We start from the raw sequence: 13,568 nt of genomic DNA, 5'->3' as shown, positions 1-13,568 counted from the left end.
TTATCTCATTTGTCCGCTTCGCTACCATGGCATCACCGCAACCCCCTTCCAAGATGAGCGCGCCGATCGACGGCGCGCGCGTGCGCAGCCTGTTCGCCGCGCCTGGGCGCATCGCGCCCTCCGACTTCCTGCGCCGCGAGATCGCCGCGCGCATGCACGAGCGCCTGCAACTGGTCAAGATCGTCCCGAAACAGATCCTCGATGCCGGCTGCGGCGCCGGGGCCGACCTGGCCCTGCTGCAGAAAACCTATCCGGCGGCCCAGATCCTCGGCATCGACGCCGCGCCGGCCCTGGCCGCGGCGGCGGGCGCCTTGTCGAGCTCCGTGCCCGGCATGCGCTCGCTGAACCAGATGCTCAGCCGCTTGTTGCCGGCCAAGGCCGGCGTGGACATCCTGTGCGGCGATTTCGCCAAGCTGCCATTCGGCGCGAACTCGGTCGATTTGCTGTGGTCGAACCTCGCGCTGCACTGGCATCCCCAGCCGGACCGCGTCTTTGCCGAATGGCGCCGCATCCTGCGCGTGGAGGGCCTGCTGATGTTCTCGAGTTTCGGTCCGGACACGTTTGCCGAGCTGCGCACCGCCTTCGCCGCCATGGACGAGACCCCGCACACGCTGCCTTTCGTGGACATGCACGATTTCGGCGACCAACTGGTCGAAGCCGGTTTTTCCACGCCGGTGATGGACGTCGAGCGCATTACCGTCACCTACGACACGGCGCAGGCGCTGCTGGCCGACGTGCGCGCGCTGGGCGGCAACCCGCTGGCCACGCGCCGGCGCGGCCTGGTCGGGCGTGCGGCCTGGGAGCGCATGCTCGCAGCACTCGAGGCGGGGCGCCGTCCGGACGGCAAGCTGGGTTTGAGTTTCGAGGTCATCTTTGGCCACGCTTTCCGCCCGGCACCGAAGACCACGGCGGCCGGGGAAGCGATCGTGCGTTTCCAGCCGCGCAAGCCTCAATAACGGGTGGCAACAACACTGCCCCAATTTTCCTTGAATAAAAATTACTGATTTGATTATAATCAGTGGCTATTTTTATCGTCCAGACGCGAAAAGCGCTGAAAAAAGCAGCAGAATAGACGAAAAATAGAAATGAATTGCAGCATCCGCAGAGCCGCCGGCCTCTGGTGACGAAGTTGTCACCCGGGCCGGCATATGGTTTTCCCACCGTTCCGCAGCGCATTCGCGGAGGGCGGGTGGCCTATCTGCGGCATTGATTCGGAGCGGCGGCAGTTCGTTCATGGAATTGTCGACCGTTAAAAATATTTTATTTTGGGTGGTTGGGGACAACATGACATACGCAACGCGACTTGGGGCCTGGATGTTCGGGCTCGCAGCAACGGCCGGCATCCCAGCATGGGCGGCTCCGGAAATTACCGGGCGGCCGGTGGAACACCAGTTGAACATGCAGACCCCGGTGACCGCCGTCGGCGCCGACATCTACGACCTGCACAACTGGATGATGATCGTCTGCATGGTCATCTTCGTCGCCGTGTTCGGTGTCATGTTCTATTCGGTGTTCAAGCACCGCAAATCGCTCGGCCACAAGCCTGCCACCTTCCACGAATCCACCGCCGTCGAGATCGCCTGGACCATCGTCCCGTTCCTGATCGTCATCGGCATGGCGCTGCCGGCCACCAAGACCGTGGTCGCCCTGAAAGACACCTCGAACGCCGACATCACCATCAAGGCCACCGGAATGCAGTGGAAATGGGGCTACGACTACCTGAAAGGTGAGGGCGAGGGCATTTCCTTCCTGTCGAACCTGTCCACCCCGCGCGCCCAGATCGGCCTGCCGGGCGAGCCATCGACCGAACAGCGCGGCGAAAACTACCTGATGGAAGTGGACAACGAGATGGTCGTCCCGGTCGGCAAGAAGATCCGCATGGTCTTCACCGCCAACGACGTGATCCACGCCTGGACCATCCCGGCCTTCGGCATCAAGCAGGATGCGATTCCGGGCTTCGTGCGCGACGGCTGGTTCAAGGCCGACAAGGTCGGCACCTACCGCGGCAACTGCGTCGAGCTGTGCGGCAAGGACCACGCCTTCATGCCGATCGTCGTGCGCGTCGTCTCGAACGAAGACTACGCCGCCTGGGTCGGTACCAAGAAGAAGGAAATGGCCGCGCTGGCCGACGACCCGACCAAGGTCTGGACCATCGACGAACTCAAGACCAAGGGCGAGCAGGTCTATGCCGCCAATTGCGTGGCCTGCCACCAGGCCAATGGCAAGGGCGTGCCGAATGCCTTCGCACCGCTGGACGGCTCGGAACTCGTGAACGGTTCGAAGCATCCGCAGATCGACGTCCTGCTCAATGGCCAGGACACCCCGCGCTACGCCTCGGCCATGCCGGCCTGGAAGCAGCTGTCGGACACCGAGATCGCCGCAGTGATCACCTATACCCGCAACACCTGGTCGAACAAGGCTGCGGAAAATATCGTACAACCGGCCGAAGTGCTGGCTGCACGCAGCAAGTAAGTTAGCTCAGTTAGCTTCAGGGATATCGACATGACTACCAGCACCATCGATCACGCACACGACGATCACCACGGCCACGACCACGCGCACGACCATCCGCACGGCTACCGCCGCTGGCTGTTCGCCACCAACCACAAGGACATCGGTACCCTGTACCTGTGGTTCTCGTTCATCATGCTGCTCTCGGGCGGCGTACTGGCACTGATGATCCGCACCGAGCTGTACCAGCCGGGCCTGCAGTTCTTCCGTCCGGAGTTCTTCAACCAGCTCACCACCATGCACGGCCTGGTGATGGTGTTCGGCGCGATCATGCCGGCCTTCGTCGGCTTCGCCAACTGGATGATCCCGCTGCAGGTGGGCGCTTCCGACATGGCCTTCGCGCGCATGAACAACTTCTCGTTCTGGCTGTTGCCCCCGGCGGCGATCCTGCTGGCAGGCTCGTTCTTCTCGCCGGGCGGCGCCACCGCCGCCGGCTGGACGCTGTACGCGCCGCTGTCGACCCAGATGGGCCCCGGCATGGACATGGCGATTTTCGCGATGCACATCATGGGCGCCTCGTCGATCATGGGCTCGATTAACATCATCGTCACCATCCTGAACATGCGCGCCCCTGGCATGACCCTGATGAAGATGCCGATGTTCTGCTGGACCTGGCTGATCACCGCCTTCCTGCTGATCGCCGTGATGCCGGTGCTGGCAGGGGCGATCACGATGACCCTGACCGACCGCCACTTCGGCACCTCGTTCTTCAACGCGGCCGGCGGCGGCGACCCGGTGATGTACCAGCACATCTTCTGGTTCTTCGGCCACCCGGAGGTCTACATCATGATTCTGCCGGCCTTCGGCATCGTCTCGCAGATCATCCCGGCTTTCGCACGCAAGCCGCTGTTCGGCTACGCCTCGATGGTGTATGCAACCGCCTCGATCGCGATCCTGTCCTTCATCGTCTGGGCCCACCACATGTTCACCACCGGCATGCCGGTGACCTCGCAGCTGTTCTTCATGTACGCCACCATGCTCATCTCCGTGCCGACCGGCGTGAAGGTGTTCAACTGGGTCGCCACCATGTGGAAGGGCTCGATGACCTTCGAAACCCCGATGCTGTTCGCGGTGGGCTTCATCTTCGTGTTTACGATGGGCGGCTTCACCGGCCTGATCCTGGCAGTGACCCCGATCGACATCGTGGTGCACGACACCTATTACGTGGTGGCGCACTTCCACTACGTGCTGGTGGCCGGTTCGCTGTTCGCGCTGTTCGCCGGCTTCTACTACTGGGCGCCGAAATGGACCGGCCACATGTATCCGGAAGGCCGCGGCAAGATGCACTTCTGGCTGTCGCTGATCACCTTCAACATCACCTTCTTCCCGATGCACTTCCTGGGCCTGGCCGGCATGCCGCGCCGTTATGCGGATTACGCGACCCAGTTCACCGACTTCAACATGATCGTCTCGATCGGCGCCTTCGGCTTCGGCCTGTCGCAGGTCTACTTCCTGTTCGCGGTGGTGCTGCCAACCATCCGTGGCGGCAAGAAGGCGGAAGCCAAGCCATGGGAAGGCGCGGAAGGCCTGGAGTGGACCGTGCCGAGCCCGGCGCCGTTCCACACCTTCGAAACCCCGCCGCTGGTGAAGTGATCATGACCCGCGACGAAGGTAAAAAGAGCAACCTGAAGACCGCCCTGGTGCTGGGCGGGATCGCGCTGTTCTTTTTCGCCAGCGTGATCGTCAAGTTCCTGCTGCGGGGCTGACATGACCCCGCTGAGTAAGCGCATCCGCCGCCTGAACCGCTCCACCCTGGGAAAACTGGTGGTGGTGGCGATCATGATGTTCGGCTTCGGTTACGCGCTGGTGCCGGTGTACCGCCAGATCTGCGAGGTGCTCGGCATTAACGTGCTCACGCAGAAGGATGGGTTCGTCAAGGCGCCGACCAATACCCAGGTCGACAAGACGCGCACCATCGTCGTCGAGCTGGACGGCAATGCCCAGGGGCCATGGCGGTTCCGCCCGACCACCCGCAGCATCGAAGTGCATCCGGGCGAGCTGGCCACCGTAACCTACGAGGTGGTCAACACGCAGGGCAGGGTGGTCAAGGCGCAGGCAATCCCGAGCTACGCGCCGCAGGTGGTCACGCCGCACTTCAAGAAAGTGGAATGCTTCTGCTTCCAGGAGCAGACCCTGCAGGCCAACGAGGCGCGCCAGATGCCGGTCGTGTTCTTCATCGACCCGGCGCTGCCGCGCGAAGTGAAGAACATCACGCTGTCGTACACCTTCTTCGAGATCGGCGGCGCGGTGAAAGCGGCTGCGGCGCCATCCAAAGGGGCGGTACAGTAATGAACGAGAAGCCGCATCAACGCAAGGCGAGTTTCCTTGCCACGATGAAGGCAGTCTTCTGGTCGTTCTTCGGCGTGCGCAAGCGCAGCGATTACGAGCAGGACGCGGCCAACCTGAACCCGGTGCACGTGATCATTGCCGGGCTGATCGGGGCAGTAATTTTTATCGGCCTGATCATGCTGGCGGTGCGGTTTGCGGTTTCGCAGTAAGTTGCAAAGAGTCGTCGCAGGTAGCGACGTCGATACATGAAACAACGTCATCCCGGCGCAGGCCGGGATCCAAGTGCCAGCATCCAAGTTCTAGCGACACAAGAATCACCCGATAATTCAAAGAGTCAGATTGAGGAGATGAAGATGAGTTCGCCACACACCGTGCCACATTATTTCGTGCCAGGCCCTTCCAAGTGGCCGATGGTCGCCGGCATTTCGATGCTGGTGACCATGCTGGGCGCTTCCGCCTGGGTCAACAGCGCGTCCTGGGGGCCGATCGTCTGCATAGCCGGCATCCTCGCGATGCTGACGGTGCTGTACTTCTGGTTCGGCGACGCCATCGGCGAATCCGAATCCGGCATGTACGGCCGCAACATCGACTTGTCCTACCGCTGGTCGATGAGCTGGTTCATCTTCTCGGAAGTGATGTTCTTCGGCGCCTTCTTCGGCGCGCTGTTCTATGCCCGCGCGATTTCGATGCCATGGCTGTCCGACCTGGACCACAAGTTCATCTGGCCCGACTTCGCACCGACCTGGGGCAATACCGGCCCGGCCGGCGTGGTCGACAACTTCCAGACCATGGGTCCGTTCCCCATCCCGACCATCAACACCGCGCTGCTGCTGCTCTCGGGCGTGACGCTGACCATCTCGCACCACGCGCTGCGCGAAGGCCACCGCGCCAAGACCGCGGTCTGGCTCGCCGCCACCGTCCTGCTGGGCGCAGTCTTCATGGGCTTCCAGGTCTATGAATACATGCACGCCTACTCGGAGCTGAACCTGAAGCTGACCTCGGGCATCTACGGCTCGACCTTCTTCATGCTGACCGGCTTCCACGGCTTCCACGTGACGATGGGCGCGATCATGCTGTCGGTGATCCTGTACCGCGTCCTCAAGGGCCATTTCACGGCGGACAACCACTTCGGCTTCGAAGGCGCGGCCTGGTATTGGCACTTCGTCGACGTCGTGTGGCTGGGGCTGTACGTGGTGGTGTACTGGCTGTAAGCTTGGGTGGCCGGGTCAGACCGGCCATTGATTTGCAGCGGCATGCATGCCGAATCCCGTAGGGTGGGCAGGTTTTCCTGCCCACGCGGTGATCGGTACTTGGCTCCGCTCTCGTGCCTGGTGATCTTGATGCAAACTATCACCGCGTGGGCAAGGAACTTGCCCACCCTACGATTCGCGGCAACGCGTCCTGAGCAGATCCTGCGACGTCAGCGAATCCCCGTCGGCGCAATCCACCCCATCTTGTAGGCCCCGAGCAGGCACAGGAACAAGGTAATCGACAGTCCGACCCGCAGCGCCAGCGCATGCACGGTGCGGTTGCTCTGCCCTTTGTCTCGCATCAGGAAAAACAGTGCCGACGCCAGGCTGGCGAGGATCAGGATGAAAGCGATGGCAACGAGCAGTTTCATAGTGGGCAAGGGAAAGGTTGAGGCATCATTGTAATGCGGTTCGCGTTCCGTTTTCGACCCATTCCCTTCATTGCCGCCCTGGTCCTCGCCATCCTCGGCATTATGCTCGGGAACTGGCAGGCGGGCAGGGCAGCCCAGAAGCAGGCAGTGCAGGAACAGCTTGACGCCCGCGCCGCCGAGGCCCCCGTCGCGCTCGGCCCCACCCTCACGCCTGCCGCGGAGCTCGCTTACCGCCGCGTCACCGTCACCGGCGAATTCGTCGGCAAGTGGCCGCTGTTCCTGGCCAACCGTCCGATGGCCGGCCGTCCCGGCTACTACCTCGTGATGCCGTTTAAAATAGCCGATGCGTCGTCTGCGGCGGCCACCCACGTGCTGGTGCTGCGCGGCTGGCTGCCGCGCGCGGCCGAATACGGCAAGCTTCCGGCCTTCGATACGCCCCAGGGAACGGTGACGATCGAAGGCACGGTGGTCGCCACCGCCGGCCAGTTGATGGACCTGGGCGAGGCCGCGCCGCTGGCGCCGAACGCCATCGTCCAGAACATCGACCCGGCCGCCGCGGCCCGCGCCACCGGCCTGGCGCTGCAGCCCTTCTTCGTGCAGCAGACCGGGCCTGCCCAGCCGGGCGAGGCCCTGCAACGGGTCTGGCCTTCGCCCTCCGGCGGCATCGACAAGCACCGCGGCTACGCGTTCCAGTGGTATGCACTGGCGGCGATGGCCATCCTCTTTTTTGTGATAACGGGAATTCGTAGTGGAACAAGAAAACGTGAAGCAGGCACAAGCAACTGATCCTGCGCAGGCGCTCAAGCGCAACCGTGGCCGCTGGAAGCTGTTCGCCGTGCTGATGGTATGCGCGGCGCCCCTGATCCTGTCCTACCTCACCTATTACGTCATCAAGCCATCCGGCCGCACCAACTACGGCACGCTGATCGACCCGCGCCTGCACCCGATTCCTGCGATGGACAGCACGACCCTCGACGGCCGTCCGGAAAAGCTCGAGCAATACGCCGGCAAGTGGATCATGCTGAAGGTCGGCAGCGGCGAATGCCTCGATGCCTGCCAGAAGCAGCTGTTCGCGATGCGCCAGTGGCGCCTGATGCAGGGCAAGAACATGGACCGCGTCGAGCGCGTCTGGCTCGTCACGGACGACAAGCCGCTCGACACCCTGACCATCCGCCAGTACGACGGCATGCGCCTGCTGCGCGCGCCCAACGGCACCGTGACCAGATGGCTGCCGGCCGAAAGCGGCACCGCGGCATCAAGCCACATCTACCTGATCGACCCGCTGGGCAACCTGATGATGCGCTTCCCGGTCAACCCGGACCCGCGCAAGGTGTACAAGGACATCGCCAAGCTGCTCAAGGCCTCGGCCATCGGCTGACCGGTCGGAATACACACAATGCAAACCTCTTCGCTGCTGCAACTGGCCCTGATGGGCGTGCTGGTTGCGACCCTGCCGCTGGCCATGGTCTGGATGTCGTCCGACGCCAACAAGTTTCGCAAGCTGGTCTGGATCGCGGTCTTCCTGACCTTCGACCTGATCGTGTTCGGCGGCTTCACCCGGCTGACCGATTCGGGCCTGGGCTGCCCGGACTGGCCGGGCTGCTACGGCATGGCCAACCCGTTTTTGGCGCACGAGCAGATCTCGGCGGCCGAAGCGGCCATGCCGACCGGCCCGGTTACCGTGGTCAAGGCCTGGATCGAGATGATCCACCGCTACCTGGCCATGGGCATCGGCGTGCTGATCATGGCGCTGCTGTTCACCGCGACCCTGCAGTGGCGCAAAACGAAGGCACAGGCCTTCAAGCCGGGCATCCCGCTGGCGCTGTTCGTGTTCGTCTGCATCCAGGGCGCCTTCGGCGCATGGACCGTCACCCTCAAGCTGCAGCCGGTGATCGTGACCATCCACCTACTGCTGGGCATGGGCCTGCTGGCCCTGCTGGCCTGGCTGGGCGGACGCGAGGACTACCTGATGCATCCGCCGCAGCCTTCAAGCGAAGGGCAGGGCGACAGCGCCGCGCTGCGCACGATCCACACGCTGACCATCCTGGCCGCCGCCGTCGTCACCGTCCAGATCGCGCTCGGCGGGTGGGTGAGCACTAACTATGCAACCATGGCCTGCGACGAATTCCCTCTGTGCGACGGCCGCCTGGTGCCGCCGATGGACTTCGAGCACGGCTTCCACCTGTGGCGCGAACTGGGCAAGACGGCGGCAGGGCATTACCTGCCGTTCCCGGCGCTGGTGGCCATCCACTGGGTACACCGCAACTTCGCCATCGTCGTCGTCGGCGTGCTCGGCCTGCTGGCCTGGCGCGCCTGGCGGCAGCCTTACCTGGCGAAGCACGCGCGCCGGCTGACCATCTTGTTGGTAGTGCAACTGCTGACCGGTATCGCCACCGTCTACCTGGACTTCCCGCTCGCCATCGCAGTAATGCATAACGCCGGCGCAGCCCTGCTGGTACTGCTGGTGACCATGTTAAACTACCGGGTGAAGTACCAGATTGAAGTGAACGGCGCGACCTGAACCGCGCGACGTGAACCGCGGCATGTGCCGCGCACACGCCAGCCAGCACCCCATTGATGACGACCCAGACCGCCCTCCACAAACCTCCGAGCCGCGTTGCCCAATACTGGGCCCTGACCAAACCGCGGGTCACGCAACTGGCCGTGTTTTGCGCCGTGATCGGGATGTTCCTCGCCACCGACGGCTTCCCGGGCTGGCGGGTGCTGGTCGCCGGCACCGCCGGCATCTGGCTGCTGGCCGGCGCCGCCTTTGCGGTGAACTGCCTGGTCGAGGCCAAGATCGACGCCAAGATGGCGCGCACGGCGCGGCGCGCCACCGCCATGGGCGAGCTCACCAACACCCAGACGATCGTCTTCTCGACCCTGGTCGGCGGCCTCGGGATGGTCGTCCTGTACGCTTTCGTCAATCCGCTCACCATGTGGCTGACCTTCGTTACTTTTGTTGGTTACGCCTTCATCTACACCATGCTGCTCAAGCCGGCCACGCCGCAGAACATTGTCATTGGCGGACTGTCCGGCGCCATGCCGCCGGCCCTGGGCTGGGCCGCGGTGGCTGATGCCGTGCCGATGCAGGCCTGGCTGCTGGTGCTGATCATCTTCGTGTGGACCCCGCCGCATTTCTGGGTGCTGGCCATGTACCGCCGCGACGACTATGCGCGCAGCGGCCTGCCGATGCTGCCGATCACGCACGGCATGCAATACACCGGCCTCCAGGTCTGGCTCTACACCATTGCGCTCGCCGCCACCACCTTGCTGCCCTTCGCCGTCGGCATGAGCGGCCTGATCTACCTGGCCGCCGCGGTCGTGCTCAACATCCTGTTCTTGCGCCATTCGTGGCGCGTCCACAAGCATTACAGTGACTTGGCCGCGCGCAACGCCTTTACCTGGTCGATCGTCTACCTGTCGCTGCTGTTTGCGGCGCTGCTGCTCGACCATTACTTCAAGTTCTGACGGCGCAGCTTCCTTGTGCGCAGCTTCCCGATCACGGTTCCGACATGAAAAAACTCCTGAGTGTGCTGGTGATGACCCTGGCGGTGCTGGCCGCCGGCTGCGACAAGCTGGCGAACAAGACGCCAAGCTTCAACAACACCGACGTCACCGGCCTCGATTACGCCAAGGGCTTTTCGCTGACGGACCACAACGGCAAGCCGCGCACGCTGCAGGACTTCAAGGGCAAGCTGGTGGTGCTGTTCTTCGGCTACACCCAGTGCCCCGACGTCTGCCCCACCACAATGGCCGAGATGGCGGCCGTGATGAAGGAACTCGGCCCGTCCAGCAAGGACGTGCAGGTGCTGTTCGTCACGCTCGACCCTGAGCGCGACACCCAGGAACTGCTGGCCGCCTACGTGCCGGCCTTCCATCCGAGCTTTATCGGCCTGTACGGCGACAAGGAAGCCACCGCGCGCACGGCCAAGGAATTCAAGGTGTTCTTTGCCAAGGTGCCCGGCGCCGAACCGGGCAGCTACACGGTGGACCACATGGCGGGCAGCTATGTGTTCGACCGCGACGGCAAGCTGCGCCTGTTCGTGCGCCACAACAGGGGCCCCGGTCCGCTCGTCGCCGACCTGCGCCACCTGCTGTAATCAAGCTGCGTTAAGCCTGGTGTCAGCCATGCGGTGACGCTGCTGTTATGATGGTGTAAACACCACACTACAGGGACGGCATGGAACAACGCGCAGGCAGGAACTACCCCCGCATCGCCATTGTCGTCCTGCTGACGCTGGGCTGCCTCTACGTCCTCAGGCCCTTCCTCGCCGCGATCGTGTTCGCGGCCTGCGTCGTGATTTCCTCCTGGCCGCTGTATCTGCGCCTGCTCGGCGCGATGAAGGGACGCCGTACCCCGGCGGCCCTGACCATGACGCTCACGCTCACCCTCCTGATCATCATCCCGCTGGCCATGGTCGCCTACAACCTGGCCGACGACGTCGCGAACGCGTTCACCCAGGTCCGCCACGCCATCGAGCACCGCGAGCTGCTGCCGCCGCCCTGGGTGCGCACCATCCCGCTGGTGGGCGAATCGATCGATACCTACCTGCGCCAGCTCGTGGCCAGCCGCGATCAGATGATCGCGCTGGCCCAGCGCATGCTGGAACCGGCGCGGCGCTACCTGCTGGCCGGGGGGCTGATGCTCGGCACCGGCGTGGTCCAGCTCAGCCTGGCCGCTTTCGTAAGCTTTTTCCTCTACCGCGACGGCAAGGCCTTGCTCGAGGTCGTCACCGTGGCGATGGGCCGCATGATGGGGGAGGGCGCCGAGTCGGTGGCGGTCACCGTCAGCCAGACCGTGCGCGGGGTCATGTACGGCATGCTCGGCACCGCGCTGGCCCAGGCGGTGGTGGCGGCGATCGGTTTCACCATCGCAGGCGTGCCGGCGGTGCCGCTGCTGTCGGTGATGATCTTCGTGTCGTCCCTGATCCCGGTCGGCCCGCCCATGATCTGGGGCGGCGCGGCCGTCTGGCTGTTCCTGCAAGGGGAAACGGGCTGGGCGGTCTTCATGGTGGTCTGGGGCACCTTCCTGATCAGCGGCGTCGACAACATCGTTCGCCCGCTGCTGATCAGCCGCGGCAGCAGCCTGCCTTTCCTGCTCACCCTGCTGGGCGTGCTGGGCGGGGTGATCGCCTTCGGCTTCGTCGGCATGTTCATCGGGCCGACCCTGCTGGCGGTGGGCTACAGCCTGATGGGCGAGTGGACAGGTACGCCGGAACGGGTGATTCGCAAGAACTAGCCGGGCAGGAAGCAGCCCGCGCGGCGTCCGGGGCCGGCGCGCAGGGAGTCTGTTCGCTTGCGAACAGATCGCCAGCGCAATTCCGCGCACACTCGGTCGACTTGCTTAGCAATGGCGCACGCGCCAACCCTTTCCCTATTGCCTACCGGCCCCCGGTCTGCGCAAGCCTCCATGTCAGGAAATCATCATGTCGTTCAATCACGCAATCGTCTGGCTCGACCAGACCGAAGCACATGTCATTCATTTCACCCGCAATGCGGCCGAGTCCGAAGTCATCAAGACCACGTCGCAGCACAAGAAAGACGGCGTGACCGGCAACAACCGCGCGGTGGAAAGCACCAGCTACATGGACGACATCGCTGCCGCCTTGACGCCGTCGAAGGAAATCCTGGTCGTCGGTCCAGGCCAGGAAAAGCTCGCTTTCATCAAGCACCTCAATAAAAGCCATGCCGAGATCGGCGACAAGGTCGTCAGCGTCGAGACGGTCGATCACCCGAGCGACAGCGAACTGCTGGTCTACGCGCGCAAGTATTTTGCCAAGGAAGACCTGACGAACTGATTACGGTCCAGCGCGGCATGCAACGGCCCCAGGAGGGCCGTTTTGCATGGACCAGCCCCTGCAGGAAACGTGGAAACACGCGAGAATGACGCCTTTCCTTTCCAGCAGACGTGACCCACATGGCCCTTCCAGGTTCTCCAGTGCTTCCCCGCAGCGCCGCCATCAACCCGACACCGCTCGGCGTATCCCTCGTCCTGATCGTATTGGGCGCCTGGTACCTGGCGCACAGCGTCGGCTGGCGCCAGTCCGCGCTGTTCGTGGTCGGCGCGCTTCTTGGCCTCGCGCTCTACCACGCAGCCTTCGGCTTCACCTCGGCGTGGCGCGTCTTCATCGCCGATGGCCGCGGGGCCGGCCTGCGCGCCCAGATGCTGATGCTCGCTGTCGGCGTGGCCTTGTTCTTCCCGGCGCTGGCCGCAGGGTCGCTGTTCGGCACCCCGGTCAGCGGCCTGGTTTCGCCGGCCGGCACCTCGGTGATCGCGGGCGCCTTCATCTTCGGCATCGGCATGCAGCTGGGTGGCGGCTGCGCGTCCGGCACGCTGTACACGGCCGGCGGCGGCAGCACGCGCATGGTCGTCACGCTGGTCTTCTTCATCATCGGCTCGGTCATCGGTACCGCCTACATGCCGTTCTGGACCTCGCTGCCCCAGCTGGAACCCATCTCGCTGGTCAAGACGCTCGGCGTGGCGCCGGCCCTGGCGCTGAACTGGGCCGTGTTCGCGCTGATCGCCATCATCACGATCGTGGTCGAGAAGCGCCGCCACGGCAAGCTGGTCGCCTCGCACGTGCAGCCGGCGCATGCCTCGCCATGGCTGCATGGCCCCTGGCCACTGGTGGCCGGCGCCCTGGCGCTGGTGCTGCTCAATTTCGCCACGCTCGCGCTGTCGGGCAAGCCCTGGGGCGTGACCTCGGCCTTCGCGCTGTGGGGCGCCAAGGCGGCTGCCGGCATCGGCATCGATACCGCGAGCTGGGCCTACTGGTCGACCGAGGCCAATGCCGCGGCGCTGGCCGCGCCGATCTCGCAGGACCGGACTTCGGTGATGGACATCGGCATCGTGCTCGGCGCGATGCTGGCGGCGGCGCTTGCGGGCCGCTACGCGCCGGTGTGGCGCCTGCCGCTGCGCTCGCTGGTCGCGGCGATCGTGGGCGGCCTGCTGCTGGGCTTTGGCGCGCGCCTTGCCTATGGCTGCAATATCGGCGCCTATTTCAGCGGTATCGTGTCGGGCAGCCTGCACGGCTGGCTGTGGCTGGCGGCCGCGTTTGCCGGGAACGTGGCCGGCACGCGCCTGCGCCCGCTGTTCGGCCTGGAAGTCGAACGGGTCAAGCCCACCGCCTGCTGAACCGGTGCC

The 13,568-nt window shown here is 64.3% G+C and carries 16 protein-coding genes; 15 read left to right on the top strand and 1 reads right to left on the bottom strand.

The genetic code is table 11. From position 1 onward, the window contains the following. Positions 1-26 precede the first annotated feature (26 nt). The 7 genes from AC56K1_RS11590 (at position 27) to AC56K1_RS11560 (ending at position 6,011) form a co-directional block, all read left to right on the top strand. On the top strand, positions 27-956 hold the full coding sequence (locus AC56K1_RS11590) for a methyltransferase domain-containing protein (protein ID WP_497157988.1): 930 nt from the start codon (positions 27-29) through the stop codon (positions 954-956). Between the two features lie 328 nt (positions 957-1,284). Next, the gene (gene coxB / locus AC56K1_RS11585) at positions 1,285-2,472 is read left to right on the top strand and encodes a cytochrome c oxidase subunit II (RefSeq protein WP_497157987.1); all 1,188 of its coding nucleotides are present in this window, start codon (positions 1,285-1,287) and stop codon (positions 2,470-2,472) included. Between the two features lie 30 nt (positions 2,473-2,502). Next, positions 2,503-4,104, top strand: coding sequence for a cytochrome c oxidase subunit I (gene ctaD / locus AC56K1_RS11580; protein ID WP_497157986.1), 1,602 nt, complete (start codon positions 2,503-2,505; stop codon positions 4,102-4,104). 2 nt (positions 4,105-4,106) lie between these two features. Beyond that, positions 4,107-4,217: a cytochrome oxidase small assembly protein gene (locus AC56K1_RS11575; protein ID WP_497157985.1), complete on the top strand. Its 111-nt coding sequence runs from the start codon at positions 4,107-4,109 to the stop codon at positions 4,215-4,217. A 1-nt stretch (position 4,218) separates the two neighbouring features. Further along, on the top strand, positions 4,219-4,800 hold the full coding sequence (locus AC56K1_RS11570; protein ID WP_497157984.1) for a cytochrome c oxidase assembly protein: 582 nt from the start codon (positions 4,219-4,221) through the stop codon (positions 4,798-4,800). Further along, positions 4,800-5,009 (top strand): DUF2970 domain-containing protein, encoded by a 210-nt coding sequence (locus AC56K1_RS11565; RefSeq protein WP_497157983.1) that lies wholly within the window; start codon positions 4,800-4,802, stop codon positions 5,007-5,009. The genes AC56K1_RS11570 and AC56K1_RS11565 overlap by 1 nt, the downstream gene beginning before the upstream one ends. A 144-nt stretch (positions 5,010-5,153) precedes the next feature. Further along, the gene (locus tag AC56K1_RS11560) at positions 5,154-6,011 is read left to right on the top strand and encodes a cytochrome c oxidase subunit 3 (protein WP_497157982.1); all 858 of its coding nucleotides are present in this window, start codon (positions 5,154-5,156) and stop codon (positions 6,009-6,011) included. 209 nt (positions 6,012-6,220) lie between these two features. Here the strand turns inward: AC56K1_RS11560 and AC56K1_RS11555 are convergent, their stop codons facing one another. Continuing rightward, entirely contained in the window at positions 6,221-6,421 is a 201-nt protein-coding gene (locus AC56K1_RS11555; protein WP_027867006.1) for a twin transmembrane helix small protein, read from the bottom strand. Positions 6,422-6,454: 33 nt separating this feature from the next. Here AC56K1_RS11555 and AC56K1_RS11550 point away from each other — a divergent pair, with 33 nt between their 5' ends. From AC56K1_RS11550 to AC56K1_RS11515, 8 genes are all read left to right on the top strand, one after another. Continuing rightward, complete coding sequence (locus tag AC56K1_RS11550; RefSeq protein WP_497157981.1) at positions 6,455-7,207, top strand: SURF1 family protein; 753 nt, start codon at positions 6,455-6,457, stop codon at positions 7,205-7,207. Continuing rightward, positions 7,185-7,799 (top strand): SCO family protein, encoded by a 615-nt coding sequence (locus AC56K1_RS11545; protein ID WP_497157980.1) that lies wholly within the window; start codon positions 7,185-7,187, stop codon positions 7,797-7,799. Before AC56K1_RS11550 ends, AC56K1_RS11545 begins: the two co-directional genes overlap by 23 nt. Before the next feature lie 18 nt (positions 7,800-7,817). Next, on the top strand, positions 7,818-8,942 hold the full coding sequence (locus tag AC56K1_RS11540; RefSeq protein ID WP_497157979.1) for a COX15/CtaA family protein: 1,125 nt from the start codon (positions 7,818-7,820) through the stop codon (positions 8,940-8,942). Between the two features lie 56 nt (positions 8,943-8,998). Next, on the top strand, positions 8,999-9,892 hold the full coding sequence (cyoE, locus tag AC56K1_RS11535) for a heme o synthase (RefSeq protein ID WP_497157978.1): 894 nt from the start codon (positions 8,999-9,001) through the stop codon (positions 9,890-9,892). Positions 9,893-9,936: 44 nt separating this feature from the next. After that, complete coding sequence (locus AC56K1_RS11530) at positions 9,937-10,524, top strand: SCO family protein (protein ID WP_497157977.1); 588 nt, start codon at positions 9,937-9,939, stop codon at positions 10,522-10,524. 80 nt (positions 10,525-10,604) lie between these two features. Beyond that, positions 10,605-11,663: an AI-2E family transporter gene (locus AC56K1_RS11525; protein ID WP_497157976.1), complete on the top strand. Its 1,059-nt coding sequence runs from the start codon at positions 10,605-10,607 to the stop codon at positions 11,661-11,663. A gap of 187 nt (positions 11,664-11,850) precedes the next feature. After that, positions 11,851-12,222 (top strand): translational machinery protein, encoded by a 372-nt coding sequence (locus AC56K1_RS11520; RefSeq protein ID WP_497157975.1) that lies wholly within the window; start codon positions 11,851-11,853, stop codon positions 12,220-12,222. 119 nt (positions 12,223-12,341) lie between these two features. Continuing rightward, positions 12,342-13,559 (top strand): YeeE/YedE family protein, encoded by a 1,218-nt coding sequence (locus AC56K1_RS11515; RefSeq protein ID WP_497157974.1) that lies wholly within the window; start codon positions 12,342-12,344, stop codon positions 13,557-13,559. The last annotated feature ends 9 nt before the right edge of the window (positions 13,560-13,568 follow it).

This window comes from Telluria sp. ZB4P37 (genome assembly GCF_059685855.1).
The sequence above is the reverse complement of the archived record's forward strand: the minus strand, read 5'-3'. Positions and strand labels throughout refer to the sequence as shown.

Bases quoted from the DNA above. Each gene is read 5' to 3' on its own strand.
- AC56K1_RS11520 (WP_497157975.1), top strand. From the start codon at position 11,851: ATGTCGTTCAATCACGCAATCGTCTGGCTCGACCAGACCGAAGCACAT.
- AC56K1_RS11525 (WP_497157976.1), top strand. From the start codon at position 10,605: ATGGAACAACGCGCAGGCAGGAACTACCCCCGCATCGCCATTGTCGTC.
- AC56K1_RS11550 (WP_497157981.1), top strand. From the start codon at position 6,455: ATGCGGTTCGCGTTCCGTTTTCGACCCATTCCCTTCATTGCCGCCCTG.
- AC56K1_RS11540 (WP_497157979.1), top strand. From the start codon at position 7,818: ATGCAAACCTCTTCGCTGCTGCAACTGGCCCTGATGGGCGTGCTGGTT.
- AC56K1_RS11565 (WP_497157983.1), top strand. From the start codon at position 4,800: ATGAACGAGAAGCCGCATCAACGCAAGGCGAGTTTCCTTGCCACGATG.
- AC56K1_RS11555 (WP_027867006.1), bottom strand. From the start codon at position 6,421: ATGAAACTGCTCGTTGCCATCGCTTTCATCCTGATCCTCGCCAGCCTG.
- AC56K1_RS11590 (WP_497157988.1), top strand. From the start codon at position 27: ATGGCATCACCGCAACCCCCTTCCAAGATGAGCGCGCCGATCGACGGC.
- AC56K1_RS11560 (WP_497157982.1), top strand. From the start codon at position 5,154: ATGAGTTCGCCACACACCGTGCCACATTATTTCGTGCCAGGCCCTTCC.
- AC56K1_RS11570 (WP_497157984.1), top strand. From the start codon at position 4,219: ATGACCCCGCTGAGTAAGCGCATCCGCCGCCTGAACCGCTCCACCCTG.
- coxB (WP_497157987.1), top strand. From the start codon at position 1,285: ATGACATACGCAACGCGACTTGGGGCCTGGATGTTCGGGCTCGCAGCA.
- AC56K1_RS11530 (WP_497157977.1), top strand. From the start codon at position 9,937: ATGAAAAAACTCCTGAGTGTGCTGGTGATGACCCTGGCGGTGCTGGCC.
- cyoE (WP_497157978.1), top strand. From the start codon at position 8,999: ATGACGACCCAGACCGCCCTCCACAAACCTCCGAGCCGCGTTGCCCAA.
- ctaD (WP_497157986.1), top strand. From the start codon at position 2,503: ATGACTACCAGCACCATCGATCACGCACACGACGATCACCACGGCCAC.
- AC56K1_RS11515 (WP_497157974.1), top strand. From the start codon at position 12,342: ATGGCCCTTCCAGGTTCTCCAGTGCTTCCCCGCAGCGCCGCCATCAAC.
- AC56K1_RS11575 (WP_497157985.1), top strand. From the start codon at position 4,107: ATGACCCGCGACGAAGGTAAAAAGAGCAACCTGAAGACCGCCCTGGTG.